A 21,052-nucleotide genomic window follows, 5' to 3' on the forward strand; every position below is an offset into this window, starting at 1 on the left:
GATATCAGGCGTTGGCAGTGACTGCCTTATTGCCTGCCATCTCGGCTGATCTGCGAATCCACAGCTCACGCCATTTCTTCAGTGCTGATATCAGGATAATGACACCCAGTGTCATCATGATGATAGAGATGATGCCATTAAACAGGTTGTAACCTTTCGCTGCTGAATTGAAGTACACATGGGTGATCATCCAGTAACCAGCATAGTTTACGGTGACAAACAGGTAAGCCAATGGAATCACGCAAGTCAGCATGTAAATCCGTTTGGTTGCCAGACGCAGAATAATAGTGGCACCGATAATCAAACCAACAGAAGCCATTAGCTGATTTGATACACCGAACAGCGCCCAGACTGAGTTGATATCACCGGAGTTAAGGAGGTAACCCCACAGAGCACAAGCAATAACACTACATGCTAATGTACCCGGTAACCAATCAGTACGTTTTAGTGGAGCCCAGATATCGCCCAGGAAATCTTGCAGCAGGTAGCGAGCAACACGAGTACCCGAGTCAACTGCTGTCAGGATAAACACCGCTTCAAACATCACGACAAACTGGAAGAAGTAGGCGGCCATGCTGCTAAACCACGGAACACGAATGAAAATATCTGTCATACCGACGGCAAGAGTCACGGCACCACCGGTACGTCCATACAAGTCCAAACCAATTTCTTCGCTCAGTTTTGGCAGATTAACCACATCCATACCGAGTGCGCTCCAGGCTTCGGCAGATGAGTTAATAGCAAAGTAGTCAGCAGGATGTAGCGAGGTTGCAGCGATCAGAGCCATAACCCCAACCATACATTCGGCCAGCATCGCACCAAAACCAACGGGTAAGATATCACTCCATTTATCGATCTGTTTTGGTGTAGTACCTGAACCAATAAAGGCGTGGAAACCAGAAATAGCGCCACAAGCAATAGTAATAGAAATAAACGGCCAAACGGGGCCAGCCAGAACCGGGCCACCGCCGTGGATAAACTGTGTTACTGCTGGGAATTGAATTTCAGGGTTAATAAATACAACGCCAACAATCAGTGCACCGAATACGCCAATTTTCATAAAGCTGGAGAGATAACCGCGAGGGGTCAATAACATCCAGACAGGTAGAGCCGTAGCGAAGAAAGCATACATTGGAAGAATGATACTGACGGTATCGGCTTTCAACATGAGCCATTCGCCAAGCCAGGTGTGTTCGATATATGGGCCGACAAACACGCACACCATAATAGCGGCGATACCGACATAAGAAGCCCCTTTCATGCTGCCGGTCATGCGCTCCCATAAACCAACACAAATCGCGATAGGGATTGTCATGAACACCGCGAAAGTACCCCAAGGGTTACGTTCCAGCGCATGTACTACAACCATTGATAACCCGGCCATAGTAATCGTAATGATAAATAGCATTGCCAGACCGGTACACCAGCCCGCGACTGGCCCGAGTTCTGATTTAGCCACTTCAGATAGAGATTTACCCTGATGTTTCATCGAAGCGAACAGAACAACGGTATCGTGAACGGCACCGCCGATAACACAACCAATCAATAACCACAGGAAGCCGGGTAAATAACCATACTGGGCCGCCAACACAGGGCCAACCAAGGGGCCAGCCGCAGCAATGGCTGCAAAGTGGCTACCAAAGTTCACCCATTTTTTAGTTGGAACGTAATCTTTACCATCTTCAAAGGTGTGGGAAGGTGTTACTTCACTGTCATCGACGCGCAGAACCTTACGAACAAAAAAGATACCGTATAAACGGTAGCAGATCGTAAGGATACAGGCGGAGGCGATAACAAAGGTAATCGCATGTTGCATGAGCATTCTCTCCAGGGAATTTGTCAGGCGTTAACATACGCCTGCTCCCTAAGAGAAATATCAGCGAACTGGTTAAGTGGTAGTTTGCATCATTAAGCGGTTAAAAAGAGCCACTTAGTGGTGGCTCAATACAGAAGAAATGAGAAGATTACTCTCTTGGGAAATAATTATTCCAGGAAATATGACTGCAACTTTTCGCGCTCAATGCTGCCAAGACCAAATTCCTGCTGTAGCCATTGCTCGCGGCTACCATAGCGCTCTTGAATACTGCGCAGTGCGGTTTGGATGAATTCTTCACGGGCCGATAAAACAAATGCAAACTGCCCTAGCGCCTGGGCGTTTAATTTTAGTGCCAGTTCCGCCAGCATATGTTCACGGAAAGGTGCCAGTGTTGTTTCAGTCAACAGGTAATCTTCCAATACCGTCGATTCATCAGCGCCTAAAGCAAACAACACCAAAGCCGAACCCACTCCAGTACGGTCTTTCCCGACGGCACAATGCTGTACCACGCCAGCAGCGGCATGCTCTGGTGAAGCACTATTTTGTAGCAAACTGACTAACTGTTTATAAGCTTGATTATTAAATGGCAGGCGACGGTACAGCTCTAACATGAATGCTCTGGCATCAAATGTTGCTAACGTCTCGTTAGTCAGTTTTTCCAGATTGGCGTTAACTTCACTGCTGAGGGGGTTGGCTGGAATATTGTGATAACTGGCACCTTGCCACACAATATCGGGCTTAGCCTGAACTTCATCCGCATCGCGGTAATCAAGGATTTGAGCGACAGAGCCGCTGCTAAGAACAGCACAATCTTTGGTGCTCAAACGGTCAAGTGATCCTGAACGAAACAATAACCCGCGCTTAATACGCCGGCCATCTGCAACGACGTTACCACCGAGATCACGAAAGTTAATACCACCATCCAGTGGCAATAGGGAAGGATGAGATAGAGCAGGTGTCGTCATATTTTCCTCTTATTATTGCTCGTTATAAGAGTGATGACCTTACCAGATAAAGCGCTGAAATAAAAAACGAGCCAGTAAACTGACCCGCTTATTTGGTATTCATTGATTCGCTTATTGCGGGTTACTTACCCATCAGCCGTATGTATTACAGCAGGTGGCGAGCCGCTTCAACGACAATTTTTACTGCATGGCTTTCAGTTGCTTTCATGGTTTCTTCGTTCGGGATCTCTTGTTGAGTGCGGTTAACAATCACCCCTGCGACCATACCGGCACGCAATCCTTGGCTGGCACACATTGTCAGCAGAGTGGCAGATTCCATTTCATAATTCATCACGCCCATAGATTGCCATTCTTCCATAGAACCTTTAAAACGGCTAACTACGCGGCCAGAGTAGGTATCGTAACGTTCCTGCCCTGGATAGAAAGTATCTGAAGACGCGGTAACGCCAATATGAGTCGTCGCACCGACTGACTTAGCCGCGTTAACTAATGCCGTGGTGCAATCAAAATCAGCCACCGCCGGGAATTCCATTGGTGCAAAGTGCAAGCTGGCACCGTCTAAACGCACCGCTGCGGTGGTGACCAAAACATCACCGACATTAATATGTGGCTGAATAGCGCCAGTAGTACCAATACGCAGAAACGTCCGCACACCAAGTTGTGCCAACTCTTCAACTGCAATAGAAGTTGACGGGCCACCGATACCGGTTGAGCAGACAATCACAGCTTTGCCATCGAGTTCGGCACGCCATGAGGTAAATTCACGATGTGAAGCCAGATGCACTGGGTTATCCATCAATTTAGCGATTTTCTCAACACGCTGTGGATCACCCGGAACGATCGCCAGAGTCGCCCCTTGCAGATCATTTTTAGTCAGGCCCAAGTGAAAAACGTCGGATTTAGCCATGTGTGAGACTCCTCTGTCATGAGAGATGTTATGTCCGTCATACTTCGAGCTGCATGTGCGCTGGCTACTTTTAACCCTACCGAATCAATTACTTATGTAAATTCATCGGGATTAATGAGCCTCAAAGAGACTCATCCTACGGGCTAGCATAAATGCGGTTCAAATCGGTTTTCACCGAGTTGTCATTCACTTACCGCCTTCCTGCAACTCGAATTATTTAGGAATATAGGGAGGTATAAAGGAATACTTTACTCAAAATCATCACATAATTTCGTGACGACAATCACTTTGATAAAAGAAATGATAAATACAAATACATTAAAAATGTGACTTAAATCACAATCCAAGGCTATATAGCCTGAACTTCATACAAACACCGCCCACCACAGTAGTGATTTATATATGAATATCAATAGTAGGACTCATTGAGCAATGTTGGATGAATATCCTCTTATCAGCAACTGACTTATCTACCGTACTCATGCCGCAATAAAATGCTTAATTACTGTAAACCTCATCTCATTAATCCCAAAGATTACCTATAGTTAAAGTCGTCAACAGTAAATATCAAGGGCAATGGATAGCTCAACCCAATACGATTTACCGAGTCATACTTTCCTCATTTCATAAGGAGACCACCGTGAAAACTGATCAATCTATGACTCTCAGGCAGGCGACAAGCGGATTCACACCCGCAGTAGATCCTCTGGCCTCGACGATACGTCATACCGACCAACAAGGTATTCACTGCATAGAAACCACCATCCCTTCTCAAGGCGATGAGTTGCCGGCTTACATTGCCAAGCCAGCGCAACACTCGGGGCCATATCCGGTGGTGATTGTGGTGCAAGAAATCTTTGGTGTGCATGAGCACATTCAAGATATCTGCCGCAGATTGGCAAAGCAGGGTTATCTGGCCATTGCTCCTGAGCTGTTTTTCCGCCAAGGGGACGCCAAAGAATACCATGATATCAACGCATTAGTGAGAAACTTAGTCAGTAAAGTACCTAACCGACAGGTGATGGTCGATCTTGATCATACGGCTCACTGGGCATTCCTTCACGGTGGCGACCCCAGCAAATTAGCCATCACGGGATTTTGCTGGGGTGGGCGCATTGCATGGTTATATGCCGCCCATAATCCGCAACTGAAAGCCGCAGTGGCCTGGTATGGTAAATTGGTCGGGGAGAAAACCTTGCTACTGCCAAAATATCCGGTTGATGTTGCCGCCGACCTTAACGCCCCGGTGCTGGGGCTGTATGGCGGTAAAGACGGTAGTATCACGCAGGAGCATATCGATACCATGCGTCAGGCATTACGAGCAGCAAATGCTGATGCCGAAATCATTGTTTATCCAGATGCAGGGCACGCATTTAATGCTGATTACCGCCCAAGCTACCATGAAGAATCGGCTCTTGATGGCTGGCAGCGCATGTTTGACTGGTTTGCACAGCACGGAGTTGCCGCTAATCCTGTTACCGAAGATGATAAATAACCGCCATAAAAAAGGGCGCAAAATATGCGCCCAAAGTCTCACAACACAGAGTAAACCGTTATTAATCAGACTTGTTCTTCACGCAGACGTTGTGCTGCCAGCACCATGTTTGCCAGCGCTTGACGGGTTTCCGGCCAACCCCGGGTTTTCAGGCCACAGTCGGGGTTAACCCACAGACGTTCCGCCGGGATACGCTGGGCCGCTTTGCGCAGTAAAGCTTCAATCCATTCCACACTTGGCACATTCGGCGAGTGAATATCATAAACACCGGGACCAATTTCATTCGGATACGCGAAATCTTCAAATGATTCCAACAGTTCCATATCTGAGCGGGAGGTTTCGATGGTAATTACATCAGCATCCAGCGCAGCAATAGAATCCATGATGTCATTGAATTCGCAATAACACATATGGGTGTGAATCTGAGTATCGTTTTGCGCAACCGCAGCATTCAATTTAAAAGCATCAACCGCCCACTGTAGATAAGCTTGCCAGTCAGCACGGCGCAAAGGCAGGCCTTCACGCAGCGCGGGTTCATCAATCTGGATGATACCGATACCGGCTTTTTCCAGGTCTTCCACTTCATCACGCAGTGCCAACGCAATTTGCTTCGCGATGGTTTCGCGGCTGACATCCTCGCGTGGGAATGACCAACACAGAATGGTCACCGGCCCGGTCAACATGCCTTTTACCGGTTTATCGGTCAGTGATTGAGCATATTTCGCCCATTCAACGGTAATGGCTTCAGGGCGGCTGATATCACCAATAATGACCGGCGGCTTAACGCAACGTGAACCGTAGCTCTGTACCCAACCATTTTGTGTAAAGACAAAACCGTCCAGATGCTCGCCGAAATATTCCACCATGTCATTACGTTCAGCTTCACCATGAACCAACACATCCAGCCCCAAACGTTCCTGTTCAGCAATCGCTTGTTTGATGTGTTCGCTAATACCGGTGCGGTATTTTTTACCATCCAGGCGGCCTTGCTTGAAGTCCAAACGCAAGCCACGGATCTCGGTGGTTTGTGGGAATGAGCCGATGGTCGTGGTCGGCCAGGCGGGTAAATTAAAGCGCTTACGCTGCGCTTCGGCACGGCCTTCATAAGGCAGTTGGCGTTCAATATCTTGCGCAGTAATTGCCGCCAGACGCTGTTCTACTTGTGGATTATGCACACGGCTGGAAGCGCGACGAGCGCGGATTGGGGCGCTGTAAACCGCCAATTCAGCCAGTTTAGCGTCACTGGGGGCATTCAATGCCTGAGTCAGTAGCGCCAGTTCGGCACATTTTTGCAGGGCGAAAGCAAACCAGCTCTTCACTTCGGCATCAAGACGCGTTTCTTCACTTAAATCAATCGGGCTGTGCAATAAGGAACAAGAACTCCCCAGCCACAGCGGGCGGCTATTCACCAGCGGTTGCAAGCGTTCAAACCAGTGACTCAGATCGGCACGCCATACGTTACGACCATTGATAACGCCCAGTGATAGCAACCACGCTTGCGGCAATTTTGCATTCAGCTCAGCAATATCATCCTGACCGGCAACCACATCAACATGCAGCCCTTGCACTGGCAGAGCGCGAATGGTGTCGAGGTTATGAGCGATACTGTCGAAATAGGTGGTCAGCAACAATTTAACCTGACCTTGCAGCGCTTGATAAGCCGGTTGATAAGCATCCAGCCACGCTTGTGGCAATTCCAGCACCAATGCCGGTTCGTCAATTTGCACCCACTCGATACCGCGTTTGGCCAATTCGCCCAACACTTGCTGGTACACCGGCAGAATGTCTTTCAATAATGACAAGCGATCAAACTGCTCACCTTTCACTTTACCCAGCCACAGATAGGTTACCGGGCCAAGCAGTACCGGCTTGATTTTGTGACCTAATGCCAGTGCTTCATCCACTTCATCCAGCAGCTGAGTCCAGCCCAGTTTGAACTGCTGGCCTTGTTGGAACTCTGGCACCATGTAGTGATAATTGGTATTAAACCATTTGGTCATTTCTGCCGCTGCCGCCGGTTTACCGGTGGGTGCGCGGCCACGGCCAATGCGGAACAAGGTATCCAAATCAATCGAACCATCAGCATTCTGATGGCGCTCCGGGACATTACCCAGCAGCAAACTGGTGGTCAGGACATGGTCATACCAGGCGAAATCACCGACTGGCACTAAATCAACGCCAGCTTGCTGTTGCTGTTGCCAATGGCGGGCGCGCAATTCACGACCCACATTGAGCAATTCTTCTTGCGTGGAGTTGCCTGCCCAGTAACTTTCTTGTGCTTTTTTCAGTTCACGTTTCAGACCTACACGCGGAAAACCCAGTGTGTGATTTAAAATTGTCATCGTCTTATTTCCCATTTAGCCGTCCAGATGTTTACACATCCATAATCAGCAGGTACTGTATTAATCACAAGCGCAATTTGTTCACTGTCACTGTGAAGGACTCTCATGATCGAACTAAAACACTTACGCACCCTGCAAGCTCTGCGTAATACCGGCTCACTGGCGGCGGCGGCAACACAACTTCATCAGACTCAATCGGCGTTGTCCCATCAATTCAGTGATCTGGAACAGCGCCTGGGTTTTCGTCTGTTTGTGCGTAAAAGCCAGCCATTACGTTTCACAACGCAAGGTGAGATCCTGTTGCAATTAGCGGAACAAGTGCTGCCGCAAATCAAGCAAGCGCTGCAAACCTGTAACGAACCACACCAAACCGCGCTGCGTATCGCCATCGAATGCCATAGTTGTATTCAGTGGCTGACACCCGCGCTGGATAATTTCCACAAAAGCTGGCCACAAGTGGCGATGGACTTCAAATCAGGCGTGACTTTCGATCCACAACCCGCCTTGCAGCAAGGGGAGTTGGATCTGGTGCTGACGTCCGATATCTTGCCGCGCAGTGGCCTGCATTATTCGCCGATGTTTGATTTTGAGGTGCGTTTGGTATTGGCACCTGACCATCCATTAGCCAATAAAGCGCGTATCGAACCGGAAGATTTAGCGCAAGAAGTGTTAATGATTTACCCGGTGCAGCGTCAACGATTGGATATCTGGCGGCATTTTCTGCAACCGGCGGGGATCAATCCCGCATTGAAAAATGTTGATAACACCTTGCTGCTGATCCAAATGGTCTCAGCACGAATGGGGATCGCCGCCCTGCCACACTGGGTAGTTGAGAGCTTCGAGCGTCAGGGGCTGGTGGTGACGAAAACACTGGGAAATGGTTTGTGGAGCCGGTTATACGCTGCCGTCCGAGACGGGGAACAGCGCCAACCGGTCACTGAAGCTTTTATTCGTTCCGCCCGGCAACACGCTTGTGAGAGTCTGCCGTTTGTAAAGAATGCGGAGCGACCCAACGCCGGTGTACCCATAGCGAAGCCATTATCACCATTGCCCCAATGATAAAGCTGGGCCAATGGGGCTTTTCTTGCCAAATGGCCAGATTCACCAGTAACCCAGCCGGAACATGCACGTTATTCATGATACCCAGGGTGCCGGCATCAACTTGTGTCGCACCATAGTTCCACATGAAGTAGCCCAAGGCCGAAGCCCCGACACCGAGCCAAACCAGCACCCCCCACTGCAACGGCGTGGTGGGCAGTTTTTGTGGATTGCCGAAAGCAAACCAGGCAATGACAGCAACAATCAAAGCACCAACATAGAACCATGAAAAGGCCACATGCTGCGGGATAGGATGGACTTCCATCAGCCGTTTGTAGCCCACCTGCCCGATGGCAAAACAGATATTGGCCGCCTGAACCAATATCAATCCCCACCAAAAATGTTCGCTTAAATGGTCATAACGAATGATTGCCGCCCCAGCCACAGCCAGCAAGGCACTGAGGGCATAGCCCCACCGCAAGCGCTGACGGCGCAGCAAATCATAGATTAATGTGACATACAGCGGCGTCATCACGGTGAACAGCAGAAACTCCGGCACACTCAGGTAGAGATAGGCGCGGAAGACAAACAAGTACATGATCCCTAACTGAATTGCACCCACCACCATATACAATAAAATCACCCGCCAGTGGATATTGCGCCAACGCAGGAATGGCAAAAAGACCAGTGCAGCCAGCCCGACACGCATCAGCACAGAGAACCAGCTGTCCACCTGTCCGGCCAGATATTCGCCAATCAGGCTAAAAGAGAACGCCCATAAGATGGTGGTAATGACCAGTAACAACACAATAGTTGGCTCAATAAGATGACAATGCGCCATTGTAGCGGAAGCGGAATATAATTTTCATGCGGAGTAGGTTTACATCTGAGCAAAAATAAACCAAATGAGTCCTGTCCGCAGGTAGGGGCATGATTCGCTGGTGAAAACTTATCTTCTGCGGTTAAGGCATTCCGACGCCAATAATGGTCAGAATCAGTGGGATTGTCACCGCCGCGAGCACCGTGGACATCACTAAACTGGCGGCGGCGGGGCCGGTCAGCACATTAAATTGACGTGACATCAGATAAACATTTACGCCCGTTGCCATTGACCCGAGCAATACCACAACTTGCGTTTCCAGCACCGGTAAATTCATTGCCCATGCCAGCGCCCATATAACCATCGGCTGCACAATTAGCTTCAAAAAACAGATGGCACTGCTGATTTGCCAGCCCTCGCTTACGCGGTATTCCGCCAGGCCCATGCCCAGCACAATCAATGACAGCGGCGGAGCCACCTGCCCTAACATCGTGACCGGTTGGTCGATAAATTGCGGCAATTGCAAACCGGTCAGGCTAAATAATGTGCCGGATATAATCCCGATAATCAGTGGGTTAGTCAGCACACTACGGGCGGTTTTCGCAAACCCGGCTAACGTTGGTGAGCCATTGCGCGCCCACTCCACGGATATAGTGACTAATGTCCACAAGATCAATCCGTTAAACACCAATACCAACGCCACAGCCGGGATAGACTTTTCCCCCAGCATGATGGTAGCGATGGGCAGCCCCAACATCACGTTATTAGAGAAAATGCCGCCGAGGGCAAAAACGGAACCGGACACGCCATCCAGATGAAATATCCGGCTGGCAACAATCCGCCCGATAACAAAAACCACCAGACAACTGCCAAAAAAGGCAATCAGCAAGCGAGCATCCACCGCCGGGCGCTCAGAGAAATCACACATCATACGAAACAGCATGGCAGGTAACGCGAGGGAGAAGACAAAACGGGTCAGGCCATCGGTGATGGTAGAGGGCCATTTACCCAATCGTACCAAACAGTAACCCAGCGCGAGCAGAACAAACAGCGGTGAAGACAAGACAATCTGGTGCCAGAGCGAAACAACAAAGGCGGGCATGGTTCACTTCCTGTCAAGCCGGGCCTGGTCAGCCCGTAAATGTAAGAATGGCTGACCTATTCTGTTTCCTGTTCTGTTTATATCAAAGTCATTGGCGTTACAGGTAGGCAGCAAACGAGCACATCCCGATGAGCATACACAAGTATGTGATTCGGGTGAGTGAGCGCAGCTAACGCCCCTGTAGCTTCAAGGACGAGGATATATCAAATCTATACGGTCAGTACAGACACAGTCAACGCCCCAATTTAACAATTCCTGCGCCCGCGCGGGTTGGTTGACGGTATAAACCAAAATACGCAGCCCGGCGGCTTTGAGTAACGCCACCCGCTCGGCGGTCAGTTGTTTGTGGTTGATATGCAAAGAGACGCAATCCAACTCGCGGATCATTGCCAGCCAGTTATCATCCCATTTATCCAGTAATAAACCGCGCGGCAGCTCAGGTGCTGCCTGCTGCGCAGCGGCTAATGCATCAAACGAAAAAGAGGACAATAACGGTGGAATCACCTGACCTTGCCACAACAGACGGGCAGCTAAAGCAATGGCCCGACCGGTGGGAGTTTCAGCCCCGGTGGTCGGTTTAATCTCAATATTAGCGGCCATACCATGCTGGATACAGCGGGCCGCCACCTCAGAGAGCAATGGCAGGCGCTCACCACGAAATGCGGTGCTATACCAGTCACCGGCATCCAACTGGATCAGCTTCTCCCAGGGTAAATCTCCGGCCACACCCCAGCCGTTGCTGGTGCGCTCCAGTGTGTCGTCATGCAGGAGAAATATCTGGCCGTCTTGCGATAACTTGGCATCAAACTCAATCATGGTGTGGCCGTGACGCACGCCGACATCAATCGCCGCCAAGGTATTTTCTGGCGCTAACGAACCGCCACCGCGATGAGCAACAATAGTTGGGTAAGGCCAGTTTTTACTCATGATTCCATCCGTAGTCCGCTTTCTGAATCAAAAAAGTGCAGCGCCGCAGGCGGCAGATATAAATATAACGTACTGCCCGCCGCGGGCATCTCTTCATGGGATAAGCGAGCGATCACACTCTGCCCGCCCCACTGCCCATGCGCCAAATTATCTGCGCCCAATAATTCGAGCGTTAATAAAGCCATCGGCACACCCTGCGCTGAGGTTTTTTGCTGAGATACCCTTTGCTGAATATGCTCCGGACGGATACCCAGGGTCAAGCGCCGATCTGCCCATTGTGGCCGTGGCACCTCCAGCGGCAGAGTCATACCATCGGCTAAAATAAAGGCGTGCCCGTCCGAACTGACCGTTCCGGCTAGCAGGTTCATCGCCGGTGAGCCAATAAAACTGGCAACAAATAGGGTCGCAGGGTGTTGATATACTTCACTTGGCGTACCAATTTGCTCCGCCACACCTTTGTTCATCACAATCACCCGCTGGGCCAGCGTCATGGCTTCAACCTGATCATGAGTGACATACAAACTGGTGGTTTTTAATCGCCGATGTAACTGTTGCAGCTCAAGGCGCATCTGCACTCGCAGCTTGGCATCCAGATTGGACAACGGCTCGTCAAATAGAAACACCGCCGGTTCGCGCACAATCGCGCGCCCCATTGCGACTCGCTGGCGCTGACCGCCGGATAACTCGCGCGGTTTGCGTTTGAGCAGTGGCTCTAGTTCTAAAATACGAGCGGCTTCATCCACGCGTTGGCGAATCTGCTCTTTGCCAAAACCACGGATTTTCAAGCCATAAGCCATATTGTCAAACACGCTCATATGGGGATATAGCGCATAGTTCTGAAACACCATGGCGATGCCACGATCTTTGGGTTCCAGATCCGTCACCCGCTGATTATCAATATAAATATCTCCGCTGGTGGTGCGTTCCAGCCCGGCCACCATCCGCAGCAGTGTCGATTTACCGCAACCCGACGGGCCGACCATCACGATGAATTCACCATCAGCGACATCTAAATCAATCTGCTTTATCACCGGCGTCACGCCGTCATAAGATTTGGTTACTGCCTGAAGCTTTAAACATGCCATATCAGATTACTTCTCACTGTCTACCAGGCCGCGTACAAACCAACGCTGCATCAGAAGGACCACCGCGACCGGTGGAATTAAAGTCAAAATCATTGCTGCCATCACCTGATTCCACTGAGTTGGAGCGCCTGAACTGGAAATCATGCTTCTGATTCCCGCTACCGCCGTACCCATAGAAGCATCGCTGGTAATCAGGATTGGCCAGAGATATTGGTTCCAACCATAGATAAAAGTGATAACAAACAGCGCTGCCAAATTGGTTTTCGATAGCGGCAAAACGATATCCCAGAAAAAGCGCATAGCGCCCGCCCCATCAATGCGCGCCGCTTCCAATAGCTCATCTGGCAAGGTCATAAAGAACTGGCGGAATAAGAAGGTTGCGGTAGCGGATGCCATCAGCGGCAGAGTCAGACCGGTGTAGCTATCTAGCATATTCAGGTTGGCGATCACCTGAATCGTCGGGAAAATTCGCACTTCAACCGGCAGCATTAAGGTGAGGAAAATTAGCCAGAAGAACAGGTTACGTAGCGGGAAACGGAAATAGACGATGGCATAGGCAGACAGCATCGATACCGTAATTTTGCCGACGGTAATCGCCAATGCCATCACAAAGCTATTAAACAGCATCAAGCCAAAAGGTGCGCTGTTATTCCCCACACCAGCATGCCAAATATGGCTGATGTTCTGCCATAAATGCGGGCCAGGAATCAGCGTCATTGGCACCAGGAACACCTGAGTGTCATCCTGAGACGCCGCGACAAAAGCCACGTACAGCGGGAACAGAATCAACAGCACGCCGATAATCAGCATGACGTGGCAAAAGATATCCAGCCCACGGCGATTCTCAATCATTGGTAACGCACCTTACGCTCAACAAAGCGGAACTGGATAACCGTCAGGCCAATCACCAGCAACATCAGAACAACCGACTGAGCAGCTGAACTGGATAAATCCAACCCGGCAAAACCTTCGCGGTAAATTTTATAAATCAGGGTGGTGGTCGCCTGCATCGGGCCACCGCCTGTTGCGGCATCAATTACCGGGAAAGTATCGAAGAAGGCATAAACCAGATTCACCACCAGCAGAAAGAAGCTCACCGGTGAAATCAGCGGCAAGACCAAATTGAAGAAGCGGCGCACTGGCCCGGCTCCGTCAATGGCTGCGGCTTCAACTAATGAACGCGGAATAGATTGCAGTGCAGCAAGGAAAAATAAGAAGTTATAACTGATTTGCTTCCACACCGACGCCAATACCACCAGAAACATCGCCTGCCCACTATTTTGGGCGTGATTCCAGTTGTAGCCGAGTGAGGCCAGAAAATGAGTGATCAACCCCAGACCGGGATTGAACAAAAAGATCCACAACACTGCCGCCACGGCAGGGGCTACGGCATAAGGTAGAATCATTAAAGTTTGATAGATACGGCTGCCGCGCAGCACATAATCCACCATCGCCGCCAGAAATAGCGACACCACTAAGCCAATTCCCGCCACCAGAGAGCTAAAAATCAGTGTGGTATAAAATGAAGCTAAATAATATTCATCGTGAAACAGCGCAATAAAGTTACTCAGCCCAACAAATTCGCTGGAAAGGCCGAATGGATCGAGCATTTGTACCGAATACCACAGTGCTTCACCGGCAGGCCACAAGAAGAAAACGGCGGTAATAGCCAGTTGCGGTAATACCAGCAGGTAAGGTAACCAACTACAGGAAAAACCAGGACGGGAAGATGACATAAAATTAACCGTTTATCGGACAAGATGCTAATGGCAACACAGAGTCATTGGCCTGACGAATACGGCCAGTTTGGGTGCCAAAACATCTCACCCAAACTGGCAAGTAAAGTAGCCAAATAATATTACTTGTTGGTTTGCTCGAAACGACGCAGCAACACATCGCCTCGTGATACGGCGGTATCTAATGCTTGCTGTGGCGTTTTCTTGCCCGTCCAAACACCTTCCAGTTCTTCGTCTACCACCGTGCGAATCTGTGGCATATTGCCCAGACGTAAGCCCTTGGTGTAAGGCAATGGCGGCTTGTTCAGCATTTGGCGAGTAGCAACATCAGCACCTGGATTCTTGTCATAGAAGCCCTGTTGCTTGGTTAGCTCATAAGCGGCGGTGGTGATAGGCAAGTAGCCTGTTTTCTGGTGCCATTCAGCAGCAATTTCCGGCTGGGTCAGGAATTGTAGGAATTCAGCTACGCCCTTATAAGTATCTTTGTCTTTCCCATCCATCACCCACAGGCTGGCTCCGCCAATAATGGCGTTTTGTGGGGCATTTTTGGCATCCGCGTCATAAGGCATCATACCCACGCCGTAATTAAATTTGGCGTAATGGCGGATATCAGCAAGAGAGCCGGAAGAGGCAGTGGTAATGGCACAATCACCGTTATAGAACTTAGCTGTTGATTCATCTTTACGTCCAAAATAGGTGAAATCACCTTTTTTGGTCATATCAGACAGCAATTGAATATGCTTAACCTGCAAAGGCTTATTGAATTCCAACACCGCATCGGTGCCATCGAAACCATTATTACAGCTGGCAATGGGCTGACCATGCCAGGCACTGAAGTTTTCAATTTGAATCCATCCCTGCCACCCGCTGGCGTAACCACAACTTGAGCCAGCAGCGCGCAATTTTGCTGTATCCGCAGCCAGTTCCTGCCACGTTTTTGGTGGTTGATCCGGGTTCAAACCTGCTTTTTTGAAAGCATCTTTGTTGTAATACAACACCGGCGTGGAGCTGTTAAATGGCTGAGATAATAAGTGACCGGTTTTGGCATCAGTGTAATAACCCGCAACCGTCGGGACGAAAATCGATTCATCAAAATTAATATTGGCGTCTTTAAATACCTGGAAACCGGCTTAATCGCCTTGCTCGCCATCATTGTGGCGGTGCCAACTTCATAAACCTGCAAAATAGCTGGCGCTTTCCCTGAACGGAAAGCAGCAATACCCGCCGCCAGACTTTGTTCGTAGTTACCTTTATAGACCGGCACAATTTTATAATCGCTATGCGACTGGTTAAAGCGATCAGCTAACGAGTTAACTTCTACGCCTAACTCCCCTTCCATTGAATGCCAGAAAGGAATTTCGGTTACCGCCATCGCATTGGCACTGAATGCCAAGGTCAGTGCGACACATATCGACGTTTTACCAATAGCATTGTTAAACATATCTGGCCCCTGAATAAATCTGTATGGCCCATCTCAATGAATTTCTGTGGATGAGCGAAATAAATCAGTTTTTGTTCGGAAGCAAACATGACAGTTTTTCATTACAGAAATATAACCCCGACATGACAGAAGCATGACAAAGGTATGAATGAACGATGAAAATAAAGAGTCGATCATGATGCATAAAGTGATTAAATAACACCAACAACTAATTTAATTACATTATTCACCTTAAAAATAAACTAAAAATAGAAACAACGACAACTAAAATTTAAACATAAAAAACAAACACACCTAAACCTATAATTTAATATCATGAATTGATATTATTAATAATATATATAAATATAAGAAATCAAGTATAATAAAATAGGACAAACTCTTGCTTGAAACAATGACAATTAAAATGTTAGTGTTCCTCCCAGCTTATGAGGAGGTATATTAACGTGACAATTTAACACCCTCGTTATCATTTTCAATATATGCTCATAAGCAGAGGAAGCCACTAACTCCCCCTCCATTCGGATAGGGTTTATATATAACGGACCATTGGGTATTTATCATGAAAAAGACACTACTTTCTATCGTTACTATGGCTATATTAGCTAGCAGCAGTGTTTATGCTGCATCTGTAAACAAAGATATTGATGTTGAAGTTGAAGTTTTATCCTCAGTAAAAATGACAATGACCAGTCCTACTGGTGTGGAAATTAAGCAATTGAAGTTGGATTATGATACAACATTGGGTGATGGCAATTACAATATTTCTCAGCCAATAGAAATATCCTCAATTAATGGATATAATAAAGTTAAACTTAGACTTGCGGAGGAGTTTAAGTTAGAAGAAAGCAGTGGCACGGGTAAAGAATTTACAGCAGTTGGAGTTATGGTGGGCGGTTTAGCTATAGATCATACCACTGACCAAACGATTAACTTAGCCAATGGAAAAGCAAACCAAGTACTAACAGTGGCTGGTAAAGCAAGCGTTGATGCCTTAGATGGTGAAGTATACACTGGTACGGTTAAACTTGTTATGGAACCATCAGCCTAATAAGAACATTATAATTTCCTTATAGTTAATACATACAGTCAGGGGTTTCCCTTGGCTGTATGTCAATTCCAGTAAAAAATAAAGCCCAATAGTGTTAATCAAACCATCAATATAAAATATATTTATAAGAACGCACATATTGCCATTATTAATAATGGAATGGAATGGAATCCCATGACAAATAACGTAATAACTAACAAAGTCACTTTATTTATTTGCTTATTTTCCATACTTAACTCGGCTGGGGCCGAGGATATTACTATTGAACATTTAGTCCCAGCTGGTTTCTCCGCAGCAGACGAAAGTAATGCACGGCAATTATTGGGTATATTAGACGGAAAACCTTACCCAGTCCGCTGTTCTTCTCTGAAGAACAACAGCAGTTAAGTTTCGATAAATCACTCTATCGTAATAATCAGGTTGATGAGATATCCATTGCTTTATTAGAAGAAATCTTACCTCAAATACCTTATTTACAATGCAAAAACGGCTGTGACTACAACTTAGCAAACCATCGCGTCACCATAGACAACGTAAATCATGTTGTAACGATAACCAATAACAACAATCGGTATTTAATGCCGGTTACCACTTGGGGGTTGGTACACAACCAATCCTTTGACCTGCGACTGACCGCCAAAAATTATCGTGCCGTTTCAGCGCGTGGGCAAGGATACCTTGGCCTCCCATTTCAATCTTTTGCCTTTACCCATTGGTTTTATAACACTACTCGCACAAAAAATAATTACTCATTTGCAAATCAATCACGATACCAGCAACAAACCCAGATGGGCATCGGTAGCTGGTACCTGCAAAAGAATTTTCAGGCTCACTATTTACGGGCTGGCCGACAAAACAATCTCGATAACAGCGCGGGTAGCATTCATACCCTAATCAATCCAGCTTTAGACCAATTCGTCACTCTGGGTAGCCAAAGCTATTTGGCTATTGATAAACCCTCCGCCGGTAGCCTGGTGCTATACGCCACAAGCGATGGCGATTTCGAAATCTATCGTGATAATCAGCTTATCCGCCGTATCCCTGCACAACTGGGACGTAACGAAATTGATTATAGCCAACTTCCTGGAGGCTATTACAACGTTGAGATTCGTTTAGTGGATCGAACCGGCAGAGTGGTCAATCAGGAAAGTCAGACCATCAGTAATATTGGTACTCAGACCAATAACGGCTGGTTCTTGACCGTGGGCAAAGGCGCAGCACCTGATAATAATCACCCTCACTTGGTGCAGTTTGGCCGCAGCATAAACATGAAAAGCCTGCAAACCAATATCACGCTACTTAAAGATACAGCCAACCATTGGGCAGCCGAAGGCAATGCCTCACATCCATTAGGGACTTCCAGTCTGAATATCACCCCAACACTGGGGCTGATGTCTGGCGAAAAAAGCAGTGGTGGGTATATGCGCTTAACCGGTGGAAATGCGGGTTTAGGGTATGCATCGGTCGCCCGTTATCAAACACCAGATGTCTCGATATACGCACCTCATGCGGGCAGCACGTCCGCCTCTTATAGCCGTCGTTTTGGTCCAACCCAACTCAGTTATCAATTCAATCAATATAAAAATGGTCGGCAACATCGTATTCAAGGCCGCTGGGACTGGCAGCAGCCGCAATATGGCCTTGCTTTATCCCTCGGCGTACAAAAAGGTGGGCAATGGAACAGCCAAAGTAATTACGGCGTATTCCTGAATACCACGCTGTCATTCCTCAAAAAAAGTGCCAGCATCAACAGTGCCTATGTTAGCCAGCAGTGGACCACCGGTGCCAGTTATCAAAAAGAGTTTAGTGATAACTATGGCACCAGTTCCATTGGAATTGATGCCAGCACCAGTGGAAAAACAAACAGTTTCGGCAGTTTTGCTCATCGCAGCGGTAGCCGTGGTGATGTGTCGGCACGGGCAGGGGTCGATAACAAGATAGCCAATGGCGGTATCAGCTATAACGGCATGTTGGCCATTAGCCCACAAGGCATAGCATTAGGCCGCAGCAGCTACAGCGGAGTTGCATTGCTGATAGAAACACCGGATCTGGCAGACACCCCTTACAGTTTCCATGCCGAGGGCCATCCAATAGGTGGCAGTGGTGTGTATGCCATACCGATTCCACGTTATCAGGATCGTTTCTTCGTCCGTACACACAGTGGCCGCAGTGATCTAGATATGAATATTCAGCTGCCGGTCAATATCGTGCGCGCTCATCCCGGCCAAGTCTTTTCCAGCCAGGCAAACATCACTTTAGATCTACTTTACAACGGTTTCCTTAAAGACTCGCAGGGGCAACCTGTTAGCGGGGTTATTGAAGAAACCGGTGACACAGTTCATCCCAATGGGCTGTTTTCCATACATTCTGGCGTCATGCTAAAGAGTATTACCGTTCAAGCACACTTAGCACGTTACCGCTGCGATATGCGCCAGCAACACGGTCACATTTACCTTTGTTATTTGGATTAATACCGACAGGATTGGTTATGAAATATGCTTATTTATTTTCCACTTTAGTATTGTTCCTGGCTCCTATAACCACAGCTTATGGGCAACTAATGGCGATCCCTACCCGCACTACAGTTGAAGCACTAGATAAACATCGGACAATTCAGGTCTATAACAGTGGTGATAAACCGCTTTATCTGGATATCACATTGCAACGTGTCGATAACCCTGGGTTGAATCCCGAACAAAAGACATTGATCAGTGATATCACTCAGCCTGAAATGATTTTTAATCCTAACCGTATTACCTTAGGGCCGAAACAAAAGCGTGACATCAGGTTATTACCCTTGAAAGCGCCAGCTCAGGAAACACTTTATCGTTTGTATATCAATCCAGTAGTCGACATCAAGGCAGTCAAAAATAAAGAGAATGATAAGAAAATTCATGCGCCAGTGACCATCAGTATTGGTTATGGAGTACTCATTCATCATGTTCCATCTCTGGCTGTGCAAACTCGTCACTGGCAGCATCAATGCTCACCTAATGGCACTATTACACTCAATTCCACCGGTACCGTGCACAGTAAATTCGATCAACTAAAGTCCGGTGATAATCCAACACTGACAGACAGCCTGAATCTATACCCTGGTACACCTGTCACGCTGTCAACTAAACAACTTAGCGGTAGGGCGGATAATGAAACGTTTACTGTTGATTGTGGCTAGCGTCCTGTCACTCAGTACCTTTGGTGCCATAGATATTCAGCCACATGTGCTGGAAATACAGCAGGACAGTGCAGTGGTAACTGTGACCAACCACGGTTCAGATCCTGAGTACATCTCTGTACAGCTCTATCGGCTCAATAATCCCGGTGAACCGCCTGAGCGGGAGTCACTAACGTCAGTGGGCGAACAATCACAACCCGCGCTGTTTGCCGCCCCAGCAAAACTGACATTAGGCCCGAAACAGAGCGGAAAGATATTCCTTAAAACACTCCGCACACCAGATAAAGAACAGGTATATCGATTAGCCGTCATACCGGTAAATAGCCGCAGTATCAGCGGGAATGGCGTCGTCCTGGGCGTGCAACTCAGTTATATGGGGTTAGTCAGGCACTTGCCAGCCTTACAACAGTACCAATGGATACACCGCTGTATTGCAGGAAAGGTAGAGTTACACAATACCGGTAATACCCGCCTACAGTGGTATCAACTAAAAACTCAGGGGCAGGTTATCGAAGACTTTAATCTTTATCCCGATCAGCAGCGTCAACTGGGCGTGAGCCATATTCAGGGCATGGTCGAGGATAAAGTGTTCAACTTGCGTTGCCCTACCGGTTAAGAATAAGGAAGGTTATGAACACAATAAAAATTGCACTGATATTACTCTTACTCCCTTTGCAGGTCAGAGCAGATCCTATTCCTCTAGGGGATATCGATGTTACGCTAGACGTTACTGCACAGCCCAGAATAGAGGTTGAAAAACCGCAAGGTGGCTGGTACGGCAGTATTAAACTCAAAAACACCCCGGAAAATCATTCTATTTATCAGGCCGAAGTCCCGATAACCGTAAAGCTACGCCGACAAGAAAGTTACCGTATCTCCGTGAAAAAACCGCTAATACTCGCCCGTCACTCAGGTGTTATGTATACCTCAGCTCAGGAGTTCTCTCCTGCTGAAATAAGCTGGGGAACGGATCGTACCAATATGCGCCAGCTATCGGCAGAACCGGAAACATTCAGCGTAGCTAAAGATACATCAAGCCAGATCAGTACAGACTATTTACTGCGGATTTCTGCGCAGGCCCCCAGCGGGTTGGATATAACCGGTAAATATCATGGCCAGCTAACATTATTGTTTGAAACAAATAGCTGAGAC

The 21,052-nt window shown here is 48.0% G+C and carries 16 protein-coding genes and 2 pseudogenes; 7 read left to right on the forward strand and 11 right to left on the reverse strand.

Features of this window, described 5'->3' with window-relative positions; all coding sequences use genetic code 11:
- Positions 1-4: 4 nt before the first annotated feature.
- The 3 genes from YALDO0001_RS13350 to udp all read right to left on the reverse strand — a co-directional run bounded on the left by YALDO0001_RS13350 (position 5) and on the right by udp (position 3,688).
- Positions 5-1,816: a carbon starvation CstA family protein gene (locus YALDO0001_RS13350; protein ID WP_004703925.1), complete on the reverse strand. Its 1,812-nt coding sequence runs from the start codon at positions 1,814-1,816 to the stop codon at positions 5-7.
- Between the two features lie 167 nt (positions 1,817-1,983).
- On the reverse strand, positions 1,984-2,781 hold the full coding sequence (locus YALDO0001_RS13355; protein ID WP_042840047.1) for a tyrosine-protein phosphatase: 798 nt from the start codon (positions 2,779-2,781) through the stop codon (positions 1,984-1,986).
- A gap of 145 nt (positions 2,782-2,926) precedes the next feature.
- Positions 2,927-3,688 carry a uridine phosphorylase gene (gene udp, locus YALDO0001_RS13360; RefSeq protein ID WP_004703927.1) on the reverse strand — a complete coding sequence of 254 codons (762 nt, stop codon included), beginning with the start codon at positions 3,686-3,688 and terminating at the stop codon, positions 2,927-2,929.
- Between the two features lie 640 nt (positions 3,689-4,328).
- On the opposite strand from udp, the gene YALDO0001_RS13365 reads away from it, so the two are divergent.
- A complete protein-coding gene (locus YALDO0001_RS13365) occupies positions 4,329-5,183 on the forward strand; it encodes a dienelactone hydrolase family protein (protein ID WP_042840049.1) in 855 nt (284 codons plus the stop codon).
- Between the two features lie 65 nt (positions 5,184-5,248).
- Here the strand turns inward: YALDO0001_RS13365 and metE are convergent, their stop codons facing one another.
- Positions 5,249-7,525 (reverse strand): 5-methyltetrahydropteroyltriglutamate--homocysteine S-methyltransferase, encoded by a 2,277-nt coding sequence (gene metE, locus YALDO0001_RS13370; protein ID WP_082168007.1) that lies wholly within the window; start codon positions 7,523-7,525, stop codon positions 5,249-5,251.
- A 105-nt stretch (positions 7,526-7,630) separates the two neighbouring features.
- Here metE and metR point away from each other — a divergent pair, with 105 nt between their 5' ends.
- Positions 7,631-8,584, forward strand: a complete 954-nt coding sequence (metR, locus tag YALDO0001_RS13375) for an HTH-type transcriptional regulator MetR (RefSeq protein WP_004703930.1) — start codon at positions 7,631-7,633, stop codon at positions 8,582-8,584.
- Here metR and YALDO0001_RS13380 read toward each other — a convergent pair.
- The 7 genes and pseudogenes from YALDO0001_RS13380 to ugpB form a co-directional block, all read right to left on the reverse strand.
- Positions 8,472-9,371, reverse strand: coding sequence for a carboxylate/amino acid/amine transporter (locus YALDO0001_RS13380; protein WP_042840062.1), 900 nt, complete (start codon positions 9,369-9,371; stop codon positions 8,472-8,474). The two genes, metR and YALDO0001_RS13380, sit on opposite strands and share 113 nt — an antisense overlap.
- A 154-nt stretch (positions 9,372-9,525) precedes the next feature.
- Complete coding sequence (locus tag YALDO0001_RS13385; protein ID WP_004703931.1) at positions 9,526-10,485, reverse strand: AEC family transporter; 960 nt, start codon at positions 10,483-10,485, stop codon at positions 9,526-9,528.
- Between the two features lie 186 nt (positions 10,486-10,671).
- Positions 10,672-11,412 (reverse strand): glycerophosphodiester phosphodiesterase, encoded by a 741-nt coding sequence (gene ugpQ, locus YALDO0001_RS13390; protein ID WP_042840050.1) that lies wholly within the window; start codon positions 11,410-11,412, stop codon positions 10,672-10,674.
- The gene (locus YALDO0001_RS13395; protein ID WP_004703933.1) at positions 11,409-12,497 is read right to left on the reverse strand and encodes a sn-glycerol-3-phosphate import ATP-binding protein UgpC; all 1,089 of its coding nucleotides are present in this window, start codon (positions 12,495-12,497) and stop codon (positions 11,409-11,411) included. The genes ugpQ and YALDO0001_RS13395 overlap by 4 nt, the downstream gene beginning before the upstream one ends.
- Positions 12,498-12,503: 6 nt before the next feature.
- Positions 12,504-13,349: a sn-glycerol-3-phosphate ABC transporter permease UgpE gene (gene ugpE / locus YALDO0001_RS13400; RefSeq protein WP_042840051.1), complete on the reverse strand. Its 846-nt coding sequence runs from the start codon at positions 13,347-13,349 to the stop codon at positions 12,504-12,506.
- A complete protein-coding gene (gene ugpA, locus YALDO0001_RS13405; protein WP_004703935.1) occupies positions 13,346-14,233 on the reverse strand; it encodes a sn-glycerol-3-phosphate ABC transporter permease UgpA in 888 nt (295 codons plus the stop codon). Before ugpA ends, ugpE begins: the two co-directional genes overlap by 4 nt.
- A 122-nt stretch (positions 14,234-14,355) precedes the next feature.
- Positions 14,356-15,674, reverse strand: a pseudogene (gene ugpB / locus YALDO0001_RS13410) (sn-glycerol-3-phosphate ABC transporter substrate-binding protein UgpB).
- Positions 15,675-16,236: 562 nt separating this feature from the next.
- Between ugpB and YALDO0001_RS13415 the strand changes: the two are divergent.
- From YALDO0001_RS13415 to YALDO0001_RS13435, 5 genes and pseudogenes are all read left to right on the forward strand, one after another.
- On the forward strand, positions 16,237-16,725 hold the full coding sequence (locus tag YALDO0001_RS13415) for a CS1 type fimbrial major subunit (protein ID WP_042840053.1): 489 nt from the start codon (positions 16,237-16,239) through the stop codon (positions 16,723-16,725).
- Between the two features lie 159 nt (positions 16,726-16,884).
- A pseudogene (locus YALDO0001_RS13420) lies at positions 16,885-19,196 on the forward strand (TcfC E-set like domain-containing protein).
- A gap of 17 nt (positions 19,197-19,213) precedes the next feature.
- Complete coding sequence (locus tag YALDO0001_RS13425; RefSeq protein ID WP_004703941.1) at positions 19,214-19,900, forward strand: fimbrial biogenesis chaperone; 687 nt, start codon at positions 19,214-19,216, stop codon at positions 19,898-19,900.
- Positions 19,872-20,516, forward strand: coding sequence for a fimbrial biogenesis chaperone (locus YALDO0001_RS13430; protein ID WP_042840054.1), 645 nt, complete (start codon positions 19,872-19,874; stop codon positions 20,514-20,516). Before YALDO0001_RS13425 ends, YALDO0001_RS13430 begins: the two co-directional genes overlap by 29 nt.
- 14 nt (positions 20,517-20,530) lie before the next feature.
- Positions 20,531-21,049 carry a hypothetical protein gene (locus YALDO0001_RS13435; RefSeq protein WP_004703943.1) on the forward strand — a complete coding sequence of 173 codons (519 nt, stop codon included), beginning with the start codon at positions 20,531-20,533 and terminating at the stop codon, positions 21,047-21,049.
- Positions 21,050-21,052 lie beyond the last annotated feature (3 nt).

Origin of the sequence: Yersinia aldovae ATCC 35236, assembly GCF_000173735.1 — a bacterium.
Lineage (GTDB): Bacteria > Pseudomonadota > Gammaproteobacteria > Enterobacterales > Enterobacteriaceae > Yersinia > Yersinia aldovae.

What these genes read in the sequence shown, in the direction of transcription:
- YALDO0001_RS13350 (WP_004703925.1), bottom strand. Translation starts at nt 1,816, where the DNA reads ATGCAACATGCGATTACCTTTGTTATCGCCTCCGCCTGTATCCTTACG.
- YALDO0001_RS13355 (WP_042840047.1), bottom strand. Translation starts at nt 2,781, where the DNA reads ATGACGACACCTGCTCTATCTCATCCTTCCCTATTGCCACTGGATGGT.
- udp (WP_004703927.1), bottom strand. Translation starts at nt 3,688, where the DNA reads ATGGCTAAATCCGACGTTTTTCACTTGGGCCTGACTAAAAATGATCTG.
- metE (WP_082168007.1), bottom strand. Translation starts at nt 7,525, where the DNA reads ATGACAATTTTAAATCACACACTGGGTTTTCCGCGTGTAGGTCTGAAA.
- metR (WP_004703930.1), top strand. Translation starts at nt 7,631, where the DNA reads ATGATCGAACTAAAACACTTACGCACCCTGCAAGCTCTGCGTAATACC.
- YALDO0001_RS13385 (WP_004703931.1), bottom strand. Translation starts at nt 10,485, where the DNA reads ATGCCCGCCTTTGTTGTTTCGCTCTGGCACCAGATTGTCTTGTCTTCA.
- ugpQ (WP_042840050.1), bottom strand. Translation starts at nt 11,412, where the DNA reads ATGAGTAAAAACTGGCCTTACCCAACTATTGTTGCTCATCGCGGTGGC.
- YALDO0001_RS13395 (WP_004703933.1), bottom strand. Translation starts at nt 12,497, where the DNA reads ATGGCATGTTTAAAGCTTCAGGCAGTAACCAAATCTTATGACGGCGTG.
- ugpE (WP_042840051.1), bottom strand. Translation starts at nt 13,349, where the DNA reads ATGATTGAGAATCGCCGTGGGCTGGATATCTTTTGCCACGTCATGCTG.
- ugpA (WP_004703935.1), bottom strand. Translation starts at nt 14,233, where the DNA reads ATGTCATCTTCCCGTCCTGGTTTTTCCTGTAGTTGGTTACCTTACCTG.
- YALDO0001_RS13415 (WP_042840053.1), top strand. Translation starts at nt 16,237, where the DNA reads ATGAAAAAGACACTACTTTCTATCGTTACTATGGCTATATTAGCTAGC.
- YALDO0001_RS13425 (WP_004703941.1), top strand. Translation starts at nt 19,214, where the DNA reads ATGAAATATGCTTATTTATTTTCCACTTTAGTATTGTTCCTGGCTCCT.
- YALDO0001_RS13430 (WP_042840054.1), top strand. Translation starts at nt 19,872, where the DNA reads ATGAAACGTTTACTGTTGATTGTGGCTAGCGTCCTGTCACTCAGTACC.
- YALDO0001_RS13435 (WP_004703943.1), top strand. Translation starts at nt 20,531, where the DNA reads ATGAACACAATAAAAATTGCACTGATATTACTCTTACTCCCTTTGCAG.